The organism is Mesorhizobium sp. M0802, from assembly GCF_040320115.1.
GTDB lineage: Bacteria > Pseudomonadota > Alphaproteobacteria > Rhizobiales > Rhizobiaceae > Mesorhizobium.
This window is the reverse complement of sequence record NZ_JAMYOY010000001.1, coordinates 213,217-227,724: the sequence shown is the minus strand read 5'-3', so window position 1 is coordinate 227,724 and position 14,508 is coordinate 213,217. Positions and strand designations below refer to the sequence as shown.

At 61.4% G+C, this 14,508-nt stretch carries 12 protein-coding genes; 6 read left to right on the top strand and 6 right to left on the bottom strand.

Annotation, left to right across the window (positions count from 1 at the left end; genetic code table 11):
* The first annotated feature begins 21 nt into the window (after positions 1-21).
* Positions 22-486 (top strand): MarR family winged helix-turn-helix transcriptional regulator, encoded by a 465-nt coding sequence (locus NKI10_RS01135; RefSeq protein WP_023689742.1) that lies wholly within the window; start codon positions 22-24, stop codon positions 484-486.
* A gap of 29 nt (positions 487-515) precedes the next feature.
* On the opposite strand, the gene NKI10_RS01130 is transcribed toward NKI10_RS01135, so the two are convergent.
* Entirely contained in the window at positions 516-1,694 is a 1,179-nt protein-coding gene (locus NKI10_RS01130; protein WP_023683782.1) for an MFS transporter, read from the bottom strand.
* A 199-nt stretch (positions 1,695-1,893) separates the two neighbouring features.
* Here NKI10_RS01130 and NKI10_RS01125 point away from each other — a divergent pair, with 199 nt between their 5' ends.
* A complete protein-coding gene (locus NKI10_RS01125; RefSeq protein WP_023672424.1) occupies positions 1,894-2,250 on the top strand; it encodes an ArsR/SmtB family transcription factor in 357 nt (118 codons plus the stop codon).
* 23 nt (positions 2,251-2,273) lie between these two features.
* Here NKI10_RS01125 and NKI10_RS01120 read toward each other — a convergent pair whose 3' ends face one another.
* A complete protein-coding gene (locus NKI10_RS01120) occupies positions 2,274-2,744 on the bottom strand; it encodes a nucleoside deaminase (RefSeq protein WP_023672423.1) in 471 nt (156 codons plus the stop codon).
* Between the two features lie 179 nt (positions 2,745-2,923).
* Between NKI10_RS01120 and NKI10_RS01115 the strand changes: the two genes are divergently transcribed.
* From NKI10_RS01115 to carB, 3 genes are all read left to right on the top strand, one after another.
* Entirely contained in the window at positions 2,924-3,700 is a 777-nt protein-coding gene (locus NKI10_RS01115; protein WP_352858076.1) for a metallophosphoesterase family protein, read from the top strand.
* Positions 3,701-3,915: 215 nt separating this feature from the next.
* Positions 3,916-5,001 carry an SH3 domain-containing protein gene (locus tag NKI10_RS01110; RefSeq protein WP_352858073.1) on the top strand — a complete coding sequence of 362 codons (1,086 nt, stop codon included), beginning with the start codon at positions 3,916-3,918 and terminating at the stop codon, positions 4,999-5,001.
* Positions 5,002-5,235: 234 nt separating this feature from the next.
* Positions 5,236-8,739 (top strand): carbamoyl-phosphate synthase large subunit, encoded by a 3,504-nt coding sequence (carB, locus tag NKI10_RS01105; protein WP_352858070.1) that lies wholly within the window; start codon positions 5,236-5,238, stop codon positions 8,737-8,739.
* 70 nt (positions 8,740-8,809) lie between these two features.
* Here the strand turns inward: carB and NKI10_RS01100 are convergent, their stop codons facing one another.
* The 4 genes from NKI10_RS01100 to NKI10_RS01085 form a co-directional block, all read right to left on the bottom strand.
* Positions 8,810-11,464: an HD domain-containing protein gene (locus tag NKI10_RS01100; RefSeq protein WP_352858067.1), complete on the bottom strand. Its 2,655-nt coding sequence runs from the start codon at positions 11,462-11,464 to the stop codon at positions 8,810-8,812.
* Between the two features lie 162 nt (positions 11,465-11,626).
* Positions 11,627-12,019 (bottom strand): RidA family protein, encoded by a 393-nt coding sequence (locus tag NKI10_RS01095; protein ID WP_023711190.1) that lies wholly within the window; start codon positions 12,017-12,019, stop codon positions 11,627-11,629.
* Positions 12,020-12,257: 238 nt separating this feature from the next.
* Positions 12,258-12,722, bottom strand: coding sequence for a cupin domain-containing protein (locus tag NKI10_RS01090; protein ID WP_352651435.1), 465 nt, complete (start codon positions 12,720-12,722; stop codon positions 12,258-12,260).
* Between the two features lie 300 nt (positions 12,723-13,022).
* On the bottom strand, positions 13,023-13,574 hold the full coding sequence (locus NKI10_RS01085) for a DUF4142 domain-containing protein (protein ID WP_352858064.1): 552 nt from the start codon (positions 13,572-13,574) through the stop codon (positions 13,023-13,025).
* 332 nt (positions 13,575-13,906) lie between these two features.
* Between NKI10_RS01085 and NKI10_RS01080 the strand changes: the two genes are divergently transcribed.
* Positions 13,907-14,245 carry a hypothetical protein gene (locus NKI10_RS01080; protein ID WP_023683772.1) on the top strand — a complete coding sequence of 113 codons (339 nt, stop codon included), beginning with the start codon at positions 13,907-13,909 and terminating at the stop codon, positions 14,243-14,245.
* Positions 14,246-14,508: the final 263 nt, after the last annotated feature.

Genomic DNA, 14,508 nt, shown 5'->3' with positions numbered 1-14,508 from the left:
TTTTGCCGGCAAGGAGTCGTGATGAGCAAGACCGCGCTGCCGGGATTCAGCCTTTGCAACAACGCCACGCTGCGGCGCGCCGCGCGCAAGCTCGGCCGCTTTTATGACGATGTAATCTCGCCTTCGGGTCTGAAGGGCACACAGTACGGCCTGCTCTACCAGATCCATGTCAGCAACGAGCCGGCGATGGGCACGATAGCCGAAGCGATGGTCATGGACCTGTCGGCGCTCGGCCATACGCTGAAGCCGCTGATCCGCGACGGCTATGTCGACACCTTCGCCGACAAGGACGACCGCCGCGTCAAGCGGGTGCGGCTGACGCCGCAAGGCCAGGCCAAGCTCGAGGAGACGACGAAATTGTGGACCATTGCCCAGCAGCGCTTCGAGGCGCTGGTCGGCCAGCAGCGAGCGGCAGATCTGCGCGCTATGCTGGATGAAGTCGCGGCGCTGGAGTACGACGTGCCGGCGGCCGCCCCTTCAAGCTGAAAGAGCGGCCGCCGGTCCTTTGCAAAGATCTATTCGGCCGGCATGGCGACCGGCCGGGCCGCCCAGCGGCCGGCCAGCACCACGCCAAGCCCGATCAGCGGGAAGATGGCGGCGACCAGGCCGAGATCGGCCGGCACGCCGTAGCGCAGCACGGCGCCGCCGACCACAGCACCCAGCGCCACGCCGAGATAGAGGGCCGAAGCGTTGAGCGACAGCACGATCGGGGCGGCGTCGGGCGCCAGCTTGATGATGCGGCTGGCCTGCGCCGGCGGAAATGCCCAGCCGACCATGCCCCACGGCACCATCATGGCCATCAATGCCGGCCCGGCGAGATGCTGCGGCAGGAAGGTCGGGATGACCGAGAGCATCACCAGCATGACGGCGCTCAGCGCCAGAGACCAGCCGACGGTGCGCGTCGCACCAAAACGGTCGGCCGCCTGGCCGCCGGCTATGTTGCCGATGACGGCGCCGACACCGAAGGCGAGCAGCATGCCGGGCAGCGCAATCGGGCTGAGGCCGCCGCTCTGGATGGCCAGCGGCGCGATATAGGAAAACACCGAGAAGGCGCCGATCAGGGCAAGAGCGGTGGTCAGCAGGATCGGCATGACGCCGGGGCGCAGCGCCGCAGCCAGCCGCCGCCTGAGCGGCAGCTTGGTACCGACAATGCCGCGCGGCAGCCGGTACCACAGGATGGCGCCGACCAGCGCGCCGAGCCCGGCAATGGCAAAGAAGGTCCCGCGCCAGCCGGCTATCGTGGCAACCAGCGCGCCGAGCGGTGCACCGAGCGCAACCGCCACCGTGGTTCCGCCGACGACGACGGCAATGGCCCGCGCCCGGTGGTGGTCATCGACCAGCGCCACCGCCGTGCCTTGAGCGGTCGCGGCAAACAAGCCTGACGACAGCGCCATGATGATGCGGGCAATGAGCAGCAGTTCGAAGGACGAGCTCAGCGCCGCCACCACATTGCCGATGACGAAGAACGCCAGCGTCCACAAGATGACGCGGCGCCGGTCCCATTCGCCGGTCAGCGTTGCCAGGATCGGCGTGCCGATGGCGTAAGCCAGCGCGAAGGCGGTGATCAGCGTGCCGGCGAGCGGAATGGAAATGCGGGCGTCGGTGGCGATGTCAGGCAGCAGGCTGGAGATGACGAAGCCTTCGGTCGAGATCGTGAACGATCCGAGCGCAAGCCAAAAGAGGCGCTTGTCCATAGGGCGTGTCCTTAGTTCAAACCTTATTGAACAATTGAACATAACAGGACATGATGTCAATGAAGCCAGGTGAAAATAGCTGAAGCCTGCTGACAGCCCTGTGTCAGGACAGCCATTGGGCCAATCGCGAAACGGACTGTGCATGCCCGCGAAAGATCGACGCGTTGAAATCTCCACCGACTGTGCTTAGTTTCGGGCCATGACTTTGCCGCACCCCAATACAGACCAGATCAGCCTGCCGGTTGTGCTCGGCGTCCTTGGCGACCCGACCCGGCTCGCCATCGTGCGCTATCTCGCCAGCAAGGAAGGCGTGCCGCTGAACTGCAGCCGGTTCCTCGACCTCGGCTCCAAGACCAATCTCAGCTATCACCTGGCCAAACTGCGCGAGGCCGGCGTCACCCGCGCCGAAGTGGCCGGCACCAACCGGATGATCACGCTGCGCCGCGCCGACCTCGACGCCCGCTTCCCCGGCCTGCTCGACAGCGTGATTGCGGCGGCCGGAGATGACCCGGCTCTACCCATCGTCGGCGGCCACGACATCGAAATTCCGGCGTAGCTGGTGCCGAAGTCAGGCCGCTCCTAGCGCTGCCAAAAACCGATATGCGGGGCGAGGAGTTCCTCGTCCATCTCGGGGAAAGGGCCGTGGACCTCGACCGGCTTCTGCCCGGAGCCGAGGACTGTGCGCGACGAGAGGTTCATCGTCGGGTTCTCTGCGTGATTGCCGGTCAGCGCGAGAAGCTTGGTTTCCTCGAAGCCGTAGACCAGCCGGCCGATATTCGCCCAGTACAGCGTTCCCGTGCACATCGCACAGGGCTCGCCGGTTGTGACCAGCGTGCAAGACCAGAGGAAATCCGGCGGATAGGTGTCGGCGGCACGCCGGGAGAGCTCGGTTTCGGCGTGGCGCACGGTGTTGATGTTGCCTTGCCGCATCAGGATGCGATCGTCGGGGCCGACGAGCACGCAGCCGAAAGGATGGTGCCCGTGCGCGGCAGTCTCGCGCGCGACGTCATTGGCGGCGCGAAGGTGGGCAACCATCTGGTCGCGGGTCATCGCCTGTCCTCCCCCGGATGAACTCTGGAGCGGCGTGGACGCTAGCAGATGGAGTGCTTCCGCGATAGGCGGGGCTCCCGGCTGTCTCGAACGATCTCAAGGGCTTGATAATGAAGGCAGGGGCTTGATAACGAAGACGGGCCGCAAGCCTCAACGGGCTGCACCAAGGAGCCCGCCGCATGCGCATTGCCGTTCTCGCCGACATCCATGGCAATGTGCTGGCGCTGGATGCCGTGCTCGCCGATCTAGCGCGGCGCGGCGGCGCCGATCTCACCGTCAACCTTGGCGACTGTGTCTCCGGCCCGCTCTGGCCGCGCGAGACATTCGAGCGGCTCGAAGCGCTCGACCTGCCGACGGTGCGCGGCAACCATGACCGCCACGTCGCGGTCGATCCGGCCGACGATATGATGTGGGCTTCAGACCGCTATGCGCAGGAACGGCTGACATCAGCGCAGCGCGAAGCCCTGCTCGCCCTGCCCTTCACGCTGGAGATTGTTCCCGGCGTGGTCGCTTTCCATGCGCGGCCCGACCATGACGAGAAATACCTGCTCGACGCGATCGTCGATGGCCAACTGGTGCGCGCGCCGCTTGCCGCTATTCAGCGGCGGTTGCAGGCGCTGGACCCGGCCTGCCGCATCGTGCTGTGCGGCCACAGCCACCGCGCGGAACTGGTCCGTATCCCCGGCGGCCCCTTGCTCTTCAATCCCGGCAGCGTCGGCGCCCCCGCCTATGAAGATGACACGCCCCCGGCGCATGTTTCGGAGCAAGGCAGCCCGCATGCGCGCTACGGCATCCTCACCTTGGATGGCGATGGTCCAGACCGTTTCGAGACCATCGCCGTCGACTACGACCACGAAGCGGCGGCGAGACAGGCCGCACAGGCGGGCCGACCGGAATGGGCGCATGCGCTGAGGACCGGCTTCATGCCCAAACCCTCTTGGCAAGGCTCCGCTTGACCGCCCGGCTGCGCCCTGCTTCCGCCTCGCGGCACCAAACATCGGACGCATTTTCAGACTTACATGGCCGCGTATCGTCCCTTATAAAACCGCCTTGGCATACGGCAGGACTGCTGCCGCAAGGGTAATCGGCGCACGGCCAAATGATGAGGCGCACAATCCGAACCATTTTGCATCGACTGACTGGCGCTCCGCTCCTGCGGGCAGCCCGGTTGTTGGCGGGTCCGTTGGTGGTGGGCCTGTTGCTGGTGAGCATGCCGGCGAATGCCGAGGACGCGCCTGCCGACATCGTTTCCATCGTGACCGAACTCGGCCCAGGCGATCTCCTCAACATCCGCGCCACGCCGTCGCCTGTGGGCAGAACTCAGGCGCGCCTGCCGATCGGCTCGAGCGTCAGGAATTTCGGCTGCAACGAAGTGGACGGCCACCGCTGGTGCAAGGTCGAGGAGATCGACAATCCACTGGTCAAAGGCTGGGCGCCCGCGCGCTATCTTATCCCCGACAATCCGACCGTGGTCGAAGTTGACGCCGCGCCGCCCCAGGTGACCGCCAGCGCTGAAGCCGGCGAGCCGGCGGTCGCGCCCGACATGCCGACGCAGCCGGCCGACGTGGCCGCAACGCCCCGGACGACTGCACCTCCCGCCTCTGCCGCTCCGGCTGCACCCACTCAGGCTCCACCCACCCCGGCTGCACCCGCGCCGGCTCCACTCGACCTGACGGAGCGCCTTGGCGGCACGAATCCAGGCGCGCCGAAGTCCGCCGCCGAGATCGGCAGGACCGCCATGCAGGATGCTTACGGCCTTGCCTTCGCAGCGAATGAAAGCCCGCCGATGGACGAAATCCCCGCCACAGAGGCTCCGGCAACGGAGGCCACAGGGACGCCGGAACTCGCCGCCGCCGCGTCTGCGGGAGCAGCGCCGGATACGGCGTCCGCGCCGGGGGTACCATCCCCGACGCCACGGCCAGACCAGGCCAAAGCTGCGACCGCTACGCAAACCGTTGCACGGCTGGAACCCCCGCCCGCCCTCGGCGCTACCACGGATATCCCCTGCGCGCGCTATGTCGGCCAGCCGATGACCCGCTGCGCCGTCAACATCGTCCACAAGGGCACTGACAAGGCCGATATCACCGTGACCTGGCCCGATGGCGGCACGCGCGTCATCTCCTTCTCTGCCGGCATGCCGGCCAACTCGGATTCGCCCAGCGAGTTCCGCTTCACAAGGGAAGGCAGCCTCAACATGATCCGGATCGGCGCTGCCGAGCGGTTTGAGATTACGGATCAGCTCGCGCTGGGGGATTAGGTGTTAAGCAGTAGGGATAGGCAATAGACGGCTTAACCTCGCTCCTGCCTAATCCCTGCTGCCTGATCCCTACTGCCTGATCCCTACTGCATAGCCTCATTTTCGGGGTTACATCTCCCAAAACTCTTCCCTATAAGGCCCTCCTAGCCTGATACCAGAATCGCAAGCACAACCGGCCGGGTCTTCCCGTCCCGGTTTTTCGTGCAAGCCGCTCGCCGAACGGAACTCACAACGATGCCAAGACGCACCGACATCAAGTCGATCCTGATCATCGGGGCCGGCCCCATCGTCATCGGCCAGGCCTGCGAGTTCGACTATTCCGGCACACAGGCCTGCAAGGCGCTGAAGGAGGAGGGCTTTCGCGTCATTCTGGTCAATTCCAACCCGGCCACCATCATGACCGACCCGGAGCTGGCCGACGCCACCTATATCGAGCCGATCACGCCTGAAGTCGTCGCCAAGATCATCGCCAAGGAGCGGCCCGACGCGCTGCTGCCGACCATGGGCGGCCAGACCGCGCTAAACACCGCTCTGTCGCTGCGCCGCATGGGCGTGCTCGAGCGCTACAATGTCGAGATGATCGGCGCCGACGCCACGGCGATCGACAAGGCTGAGGACCGGGCGCTGTTTCGCGAGGCGATGAAGAAGATCGGCCTGGAAACGCCGAAGTCGATGCTGGCCAATGCCACCGACGTCAAGAACGCCGACCGCAAGACCCATGAGGCCGAGCGCGCCGCCGTCAAGGCCGAGGCGCCTGCCGACCTCGATGCCGCGCTCGACGCGCTGGAAACCCGCTGGAACCTCGGCGAAGGCGACCGCAAGCAGCGCTACATCAGCCATGGCATGGCGATTGCCGCCCAGGCGCTCGACCATGTCGGCCTGCCCGCCATCATCCGCCCGTCCTTCACCATGGGCGGCACCGGCGGCGGCATCGCCTACAACCGCGCCGAATTCTACGACATCGTCCAGTCCGGCCTCGACGCCTCGCCGACCACCGAAGTGCTGATCGAGGAAAGCGTGCTCGGCTGGAAGGAGTATGAGATGGAGGTCGTCCGCGACAAGGCGGACAATTGCATCATCGTCTGCTCGATCGAGAACATCGACCCGATGGGCGTACACACCGGTGACTCGATCACCGTCGCCCCCGCGCTGACCTTGACCGACAAGGAATACCAGATGATGCGCAACGCCTCGCTCGCGGTGCTGCGCGAGATCGGCGTCGAGACCGGCGGCTCCAACGTGCAGTTCGCCGTCAACCCGGCCGACGGCCGGTTGGTGGTGATCGAGATGAACCCGCGCGTCTCGCGCAGTTCCGCCTTGGCTTCGAAGGCGACCGGCTTCCCCATCGCCAAGATCGCGGCCAAGCTCGCCGTCGGCTACACGCTGGACGAGCTGGAGAACGACATCACCGGCGGCGCCACGCCCGCCTCCTTCGAGCCAAGCATCGATTACGTCGTCACAAAAATCCCGCGCTTTGCCTTCGAGAAATTTCCCGGCGCCGAGCCGGTGCTGACCACCGCCATGAAGTCTGTCGGCGAAGTCATGGCCATCGGCCGCACCTTCCAGGAGTCCCTGCAGAAGGCTTTGCGTGGACTGGAAACCGGCCTCACCGGCCTAGACGAGATCGAGATCCCCGGCCTCGGCCACGGTGCCGTGGCTGCCAACCACGCCGACGACCGCAACGCCATCCGTGCCGCGCTCGGCACGCCGACGCCCGACCGGTTGCGCATGGTGGCGCAGGCGATCCGCATGGGCACCTCGCTGGAAGACGTGCACGCAATGTGCAAGATCGACCCGTGGTTCCTCGAACAGATCGCCGGCATCGTCGCCATGGAAGCCCGCATCCGCGAGCACGGCATCCCCAATGACGCCGTCAATCTGCGCATGCTGAAGGCGATGGGCTTCTCCGATGCTCGCCTCGCCTCGCTGACGAAGACCGACGCCGAAGTGATTGCGAAGATTCGTGAAAAGCTCGACGTTCATCCGGTTTATAAGCGCATCGACACCTGCGCTGCCGAGTTCGCCTCGCCCACCGCCTACATGTACTCGACCTATGAAGTCCCGTTCGCCGGCGCGCTCGCCAACGAGGCGCAGGTGTCATCGCGAAAAAAAGTCGTCATCCTCGGCGGCGGTCCGAACCGCATCGGCCAGGGCATCGAGTTCGACTATTGTTGCTGCCATGCCGCCTTCGCGCTGCGCGACGCCGGCTATGAAGCGATCATGATCAACTGCAACCCGGAGACGGTTTCGACCGACTACGACACCTCCGACCGGCTCTATTTCGAGCCGCTGACCGCCGAGGACGTGCTGGAGATCCTGCGCGCCGAACAGGCCTCGGGCGAACTCGTCGGCGTCATCGTCCAGTTCGGCGGCCAGACGCCGCTGAAGCTGGCCGATGCGCTGGAGAAGGCCGGCATCCCGATCCTCGGCACCTCCCCCGACATGATCGATCTCGCCGAAGACCGCGACCGTTTCCAGAAGCTCTTGCACAAGCTCAACCTCAGCCAGCCGAAGAACGGCATCGCCTATTCGGTCGAGCAGGCGCGCCTGGTCGCCGGCGAGCTCGGCTTCCCGCTTGTGGTGCGCCCCTCCTATGTGCTGGGTGGTCGCGCCATGCAGATCATCCATGATGAAGGCATGCTGCAGAGTTACCTGCTCGACACCGTGCCCGGCCTGGTGCCGGAGGACATCAAGCAGAAATACCCCAACGACAAGACCGGCCAGATCAACACGCTGCTGGGCAAGAACCCGCTTCTGTTCGACACCTATCTCTCCGGCGCCATCGAGGTCGATGTCGATTGCCTCTGCGACGGCACGTCGACCTTTGTCTCAGGCATTCTCGAACACATCGAAGAGGCCGGCATCCACTCCGGCGACAGTGCCTGCTCGCTCCCTGTTCACTCGCTGCCTTCCGAGCTGGTCGACGAGCTGGAGCGCCAGACGGCGGCGCTTGCCCGCGCGCTCAATGTCGGCGGCCTGATGAACGTGCAGTATGCGATCAAGGACGGCACGGTCTATGTGCTGGAGGTCAACCCGCGGGCGTCACGCACCGTGCCCTTCGTTGCCAAGACCATCGGCCGTCCGATCGCCAAGATCGCCGCCCGCATCATGGCCGGCGAAAAACTGGAAGACGCCTTCGCCCATTACGGCGCCATGCCCGACCCCAGGAACCCCGGCCACATCGCGGTCAAGGAAGCCGTCTTCCCCTTCGCCCGCTTCCCCGGCGTCGACATATTGCTCGGCCCGGAAATGCGCTCGACCGGCGAGGTCATGGGCCTCGACCGCGACTTCGCGCTCGCCTTCGCCAAGAGCCAGCTCGGCGCCGGCGTTGATCTCCCCCGCTCCGGCACGCTGTTCGTCTCGGTGCGCGACGAGGACAAGGCCGGCATCCTGCCGGCGGTCAAGCGCCTCGCCGGCCAGGGCTTCAAGGTGCTCGCGACATCCGGCACGGCCCGCTTCCTCGCCGAAAACGGCGTCGACGCCCAGAAGATCAACAAGGTGCTGGAGGGCCGCCCCCACATCGAAGACGCCATCCGCAACCGCCAGGTCCAGATCGTCTTCAACACGACGGACGGCCAGAAGGCGGTGTCGGACTCCAAGTCGCTGCGCCGCGCCACGCTGATGCAGAAGGTGCCGTATTATACGACGCTGTCGGGCGCCGCGGCGGTGGCGGAGGCGATTGCGGCGTTGAAGGCGGGGAGCCTGGAAGTCAGGCCGCTGCAGGAGTATTTTGCGTAGGCGATTAGCTCCCTTCTCCCGTTCAACTGGGAGAAGGGAGTTGATCGGGTAATCGCCACCGCATCCAGAATCACTTCTGACGCATCGACCTCTTTCTCTTAGCTCCCCTGGAGCTCAAAGAATTCCTGTTAAACACATATAATCTGTCATCAAGCTGGTTGCCATCTAAGGAGCCTAGCCTAGCCTTAGCTTCTCTATATTCATCTATGGCTATTGACACATTCCACTCTTCTTCGACAACACTAACGACCCAACCAAAAATACCAAAATCGGAACGGACTCCGTCGCCGCTCCAAATCACCTCTTCTCTAAAATGCCCCCGCCTCATCGGAAATATCGGCCGAGTTCCCATTCTAACAGAAAAGACATTATCATCTAGTACTATGCTTCCAAGTTTCTTGGACGAAACAGCTGCATAACTTCTTCGCATCAGGCTCAGAGATGCATCATGAATAAACTTGACTTCCCCCTCTACCCGAAGAAAATTCCTTAAATCGTTAATCGATGCTGCTGGGCCTGCCCTTTCCATTATAGGAAGGGATTCATCCTTAATCCCAAGATGCAACAAAGTTTCGGCAAGCCCGACTGATATTCCAAAGTCGATATTCTCCTTACGAATAAGGTTGACTTGATCACTAATCCAATCGCTATAGTCTTCTCTAGAACCTCGTAAGCACGCTATGTCTCGTGAGATTGCGTTAGTCGTACCCAAGAAAATTCCTGACAGTCCATTTATTTGATCGGCCTTCAATCCGCCCACCGTAATTATTCCATCGAGCTCCGGGCCAATATAGTAATCCGGCCTTGGGTTCAAAAAGCCGAAGCCAAGGATTTCCCCAGACTTCGCGATAACGGGGCGAGCACGTCTCGCGTCTTTCATCAACTCCTTTTGAATTTGCTTTATCGAGCCAAATCTCTCGTTATTTGAGCGATCAGCGTCAAACGTTCTTCTAACCAAGCCAGGTGGATCAAGCTCTTTCCAGGAGTTAGCTGGAATGCTCAATTGATATCCACCATCACCATCATCAACTATCTCTATATTTACGTCACAACTGCACGCTATTCTCTCTATGCTTTTTGAGAAATACCCGACCTCTCGACCTCTAGGAAAAAGCTTCTCAGGCTTATCGAAAATCTTCACGCTGACAATAGTGCCTGGATCCACAAGTCTTTTCGACTCGTTCGCGTATCGAATAAACGGTCGAGTAGAAATTCCGGAATTAAACACCAGCTCAATTGTTTTCTCCAAAGGGGCAGAAGGCCGCCTTGTCCAAACTGAGACCTGATCTCCGAGCATGAAGACGGAAAAGAACCCTATGCCGAAGCGCCCTGTGCTCTTATATCCCTTCGCGTACAAGCCCGGCAATTCGAGATAGGAAAGCGAAGACTCCCAATAGCTTGAGCCAAAATCTAATAACTTAGAATTGATAGCTTCCAAAGACATGCCAATCCCATCGTCGGAGATATCAATATAGGTTCCATTGTCACTTACTCTCTTGCGGACCCTTATCTTTCCCCAATCGTTTCCCCGACCCTCAATAAGCCGACGGGCCCTAACTGCGTCGCAGCTATTTTGTATCAGCTCACGTAACGCAACTAGCGGATTATCGCCGTAAAGGCCCCGACCACCCAGTATAGAAACAATTTTGGACACGTTTGAAATTCTGATTTGAGCATCAACCGGAACCCAGTCCCTTGTCCCCACGTTCTTTTCCATAAGCGCAGGAGTTTCAACGTTCGACACGCCGCGTACTGCCAAGCGACAGTCAGTCCGTGTATCCGCCAAAAGTGCATCTGTAGATCGCAACTCGGCATCTACATATCTCAACGTGTCATAGCAGAGCCACCAGGCCGCAGATTCCGTCTCGCTGAACCTTCTAGTGCTGGCGTAGGAAAGGCGGTCGCCAACAGCGATAGGTCGACCTAACATTTCCTGAAAAATCCAATGGTCTCGGCTGGTTGGTGGTAGGTTGCGAAATAGCTGGGTAAAATATGGAGCGCGGCGGGAGTCTAAATGAGCAACATCGCACGCTCTCAATATGCACGACAACTTGAGAAGATCGCACGTCCATTCTGGAGGAAGGAACGGAGGAGACCCAATTATTCTATTTAAGTCGACATGTATTTTCTCTATACTTTCCCAGTGACTTTTGGCGACAGCACCTATCACCTCACCAAATGAATTACGAAGCCTTTCGTCATCAATTATGTATATCTGCTTGCCATTCCTATCTACCCAAAACTGGTTGGCAACATCTACCGACTTCTCGGCGTGCATAAGCCTTAGAGACTCAGCAGTGGCCATTTTATCTAAATCGGCTTCGTCACGAAGGCCAGACCAATTTATATCACTTCTATATAGAGCACTCAAGTCCTTCCAAATAGTTGTCTTCTTAAGATCATCGAGGCCATTCGGGTAGGCAGCTAGCGACATACCAGCGTCATGGGTAAGAAAGCTCAACCCTAAGACATACGCCTCAGCTGGATTGAGATCTAGGCTATCGCCAATAATAAGATCGCAGTACTCCCAAAGAGCATCAAGATGCGTTATATCGTGGGAAGTATATTCTGGCAAATCTCTAGCTATTTCCTGAACTAGTAACGACGCCTTGGTGCGCGCGGCGAGAAAGGAGCTTCGCAAAATTCCCCTTTCCTCGCCAAATTTATCTTGTGATTTGATTTCTAAAGACGATGACCATGTTTTAGTTGATCTGAAGTCGACCATTTTATGCTCCCACTCCCCAATCTACATGCCCAACCAACTTATATCTATGTGAATAGAACGGGTTGCAAGCTCTTTCGCTTTCTGCTGCCTCCCGGCCCGCAGCGCGGTTGAGATAGCCTTGTGTTTTTGGAGTCTTTTAGATTTAAGAAGGCTTTGGCCCCCTCACCCCACCGCCACGCACTCGATCTCGATATCAAACTCCATCGGCCACGACGCCACAGGCACGAAGCTGCGCGCCGGCGGATTGACGCTGAAGTACTTGGCGTAGACCCGGTTGATGGCGTTGTAGAAGCCGGAATTGACGGCGTAGATGCGCACCATCACCACATTGTCGAGCGAGGTTCCCGCCGCTTCCAGGCAGTGTTTCAGCGCCTTCAGCGACGCCTCGGTCTGCGTTTCGATGTCGCCGCGCACCATCTCGCCGGTCACCATGTCCACCGGCGGCGTCGCCGATATGAACACGAAGCCGTTGGCCCGGACCGCTGTCGAGCAGGGCAGCCCGAGCGCCCGCACCTTGGCCGACATGACGGGCACTTCGATGACTTCTTTTTTCATGGTGATCTTCCCCTTGTTTGCCAAGCTGGCGCCAAGGCCCCCTCACCCAGCCTCCGCTTCGCTCGGCTGACCTCTCCCCGAGGGGAGAGGAGCCGGTCAGCGCCAGCGCTTCCCTCTTCTCCCCAGCGGGGAGAAGGTGGCCGCGAAGCGGTCGGATGAGGGGGCCGGCGCCACCTTTAATCGTGAGGAACTTATCCCCCCACCCAGCGAACACCAGCGCCGAAGCATGGTCCAGCCCTCACCCCTGCCCCGGATAGGGCATGCCGTCCTTGTGCAGGAACCTGCCATCCGAACTCGGGCTCATCATGTCGATGTCGGAGCAAGTGATGAGATCATCCGGATTGCGCGAGCCGACCTCGAGATAGCGCGCCGTTGTGGACGAGCGGTTGATCATGTGGTGGCCGTTGCCGCTGTTCTTGGCGAAGGCAGTACTATCGCCGGCCTTGAGCAGCGTCTCGCCGCCATCCTCGACCAGCACCAGTTCGCCTTCCAGCACATAGACGAACTCATCCTCATGGCTGTGCCAGTGGCGCTGGCTCGACCAGCCGCCTGATGGCAGGGTCATCAAGTTGACTCCGAAATCGGTCAGGCCGCCGGCATCGCCGAGGCGGTGGCGTGTGCGCTCGGCGCAAGGGGCGTCGAAGGGTGCGGGGTAGCCGGAGCCCTTGCGGACAGGCACGGTGGACAGGTCGATCTTGGGCATGGGAGCTCCATTGAATTGGTGGCGGCAGTGTATGTCACTGCCGGCGCAGCCACAGAGCCACTTTGCCGCAATGCCTTGCCAACGGCTGGCATCGGCCGTCGCACTCTACGGCGCCCCCCTCTGTCCTGCCGGACATATCCCCCGCAAGGAGGGAGATTGGCTCGCCTCAGCCTTCGCCAATTTTCACCGTCGCAAGAAAAGCACGGCGCCGACGCTGCTGATCTCCCCACTCGTGGGGGAGATGTCCGGCAGGACAGAGGGGGGCGCCGTAGAATGCTATTGCTGGCCAGTCACCAGCCCTCAACCCTGATGCGCCGCCGCGAGTTCCTTCACGTGCTTCTCGTGCATCTGCAGCGTCGGCAGCGTCTTCTTGGCGAATTCCTTCAGCGCCGGGTCGTCGCCCGAGTTGGCATAGCTGCTGAAAAGGGCAACTGCCTCCTTGTGCGCGTCCGTCTGCATCTGGATGTACTTGGCGTCAAAATCCTTGCCGCTTGCGCTCTTCAACTCGTCGAGCATTGCCTGCTCCTTCGGCTGCAGGGCCGGTCCCGCGGCTTTGGTCGAACCGGTGGTCTGGCCCTGGCTCAGCGCCGCCTTGAACTCCTTGCCGGCTTTGGTGTGGTCCTTGACCATCTGCTTGGCGAATTTCTTGACGTCAGCCGCCTTGGATTTTTCCTCGGCGAGCTTGCTCGACTGGATTTCGAATTCGTTGGAGCTAGGCACCGTCTTGACGAAGGTTGGGGTATCGACCTTGCTGGCGGCCATGGCAGGCGCGACCGCAGTCGAGTTGGCCGCAAAGGCGGCAGGGGCACCGGCGAACAAGGCGACGGCGGCAATGGTGAGAAGCGTTTTCATCTGAGTTCTCCGATTTGAAAATTTCCCCCTCGGCTAATCAAACGCGGCATTGGCGGCAGGGTTGCGTCCGGAGAACTATTCGTCAGCGACCATCTGCCGAAGAGCCGTCCCGAGCCCCTGGCGGACAAACCTCAGGACAGCACGCCTCGCCATATTGCAGCTGTTCGGTCCAGTTCGGCCGACCCTCAGGCGTGACATCCATAAGGTTCCACAGGATCTCGCACGCGCCGATGGCGCGCGGATCCTGGTCCTGATGGACGGCGCGGCATTGGGAACCGGTTGCTTTTCCCGCATTGGGTCCGCAGGCTAGGCTTCCGGAGCTGGGGAGACACATGCAAGAGGATGAAGAGATCGATCTGCGCTGCCCGCAAGTGGTGGCCGACAATGCCGCCAAGGGGTTGAGGCTGCGCAAGCAGTTCGGCCGTGGCGGCACCGAGATCGGCGTCGCGCGGGCGACGGAACTCAAGAACCGCGAAAAGCTGGCGCCATCCACCATCCGCCGCATGGTCAGCTACTTCGCCCGCCACGAGGTCGACAAGCGCGGCAAGAATTACGGCAATGAAGACAATCCTTCGGCCGGCCATATCGCCTGGCTGTTGTGGGGCGGCGACGAGGGCCGCGCCTGGGCGCTTGAGCTCAAAAAGAAGATCGGCAATGCGCCCGATATCTGAGGGCTGCCGTAAAACGACTGGCGGGCCCCAAACCCCCGCCTGGGACCCGCCAAGGAGTGGCTGAACACATGCCGGTGCAGCCCCTCCACATCTGCCAGTCGTCGATCCGCCATCGGTCGAAAGGCATGGATGGTGAGTTAGCATCCGGTTGCAGCGGCCAATGTGAAGCAGTTCACAATCCGAAGGATTTCAACAGCGCTCGAGCAATTCCAGGAAAGGTGGGAACCGGTTTTCCCGGGAAAAGCGCGTAGCGTTTTCCCCAG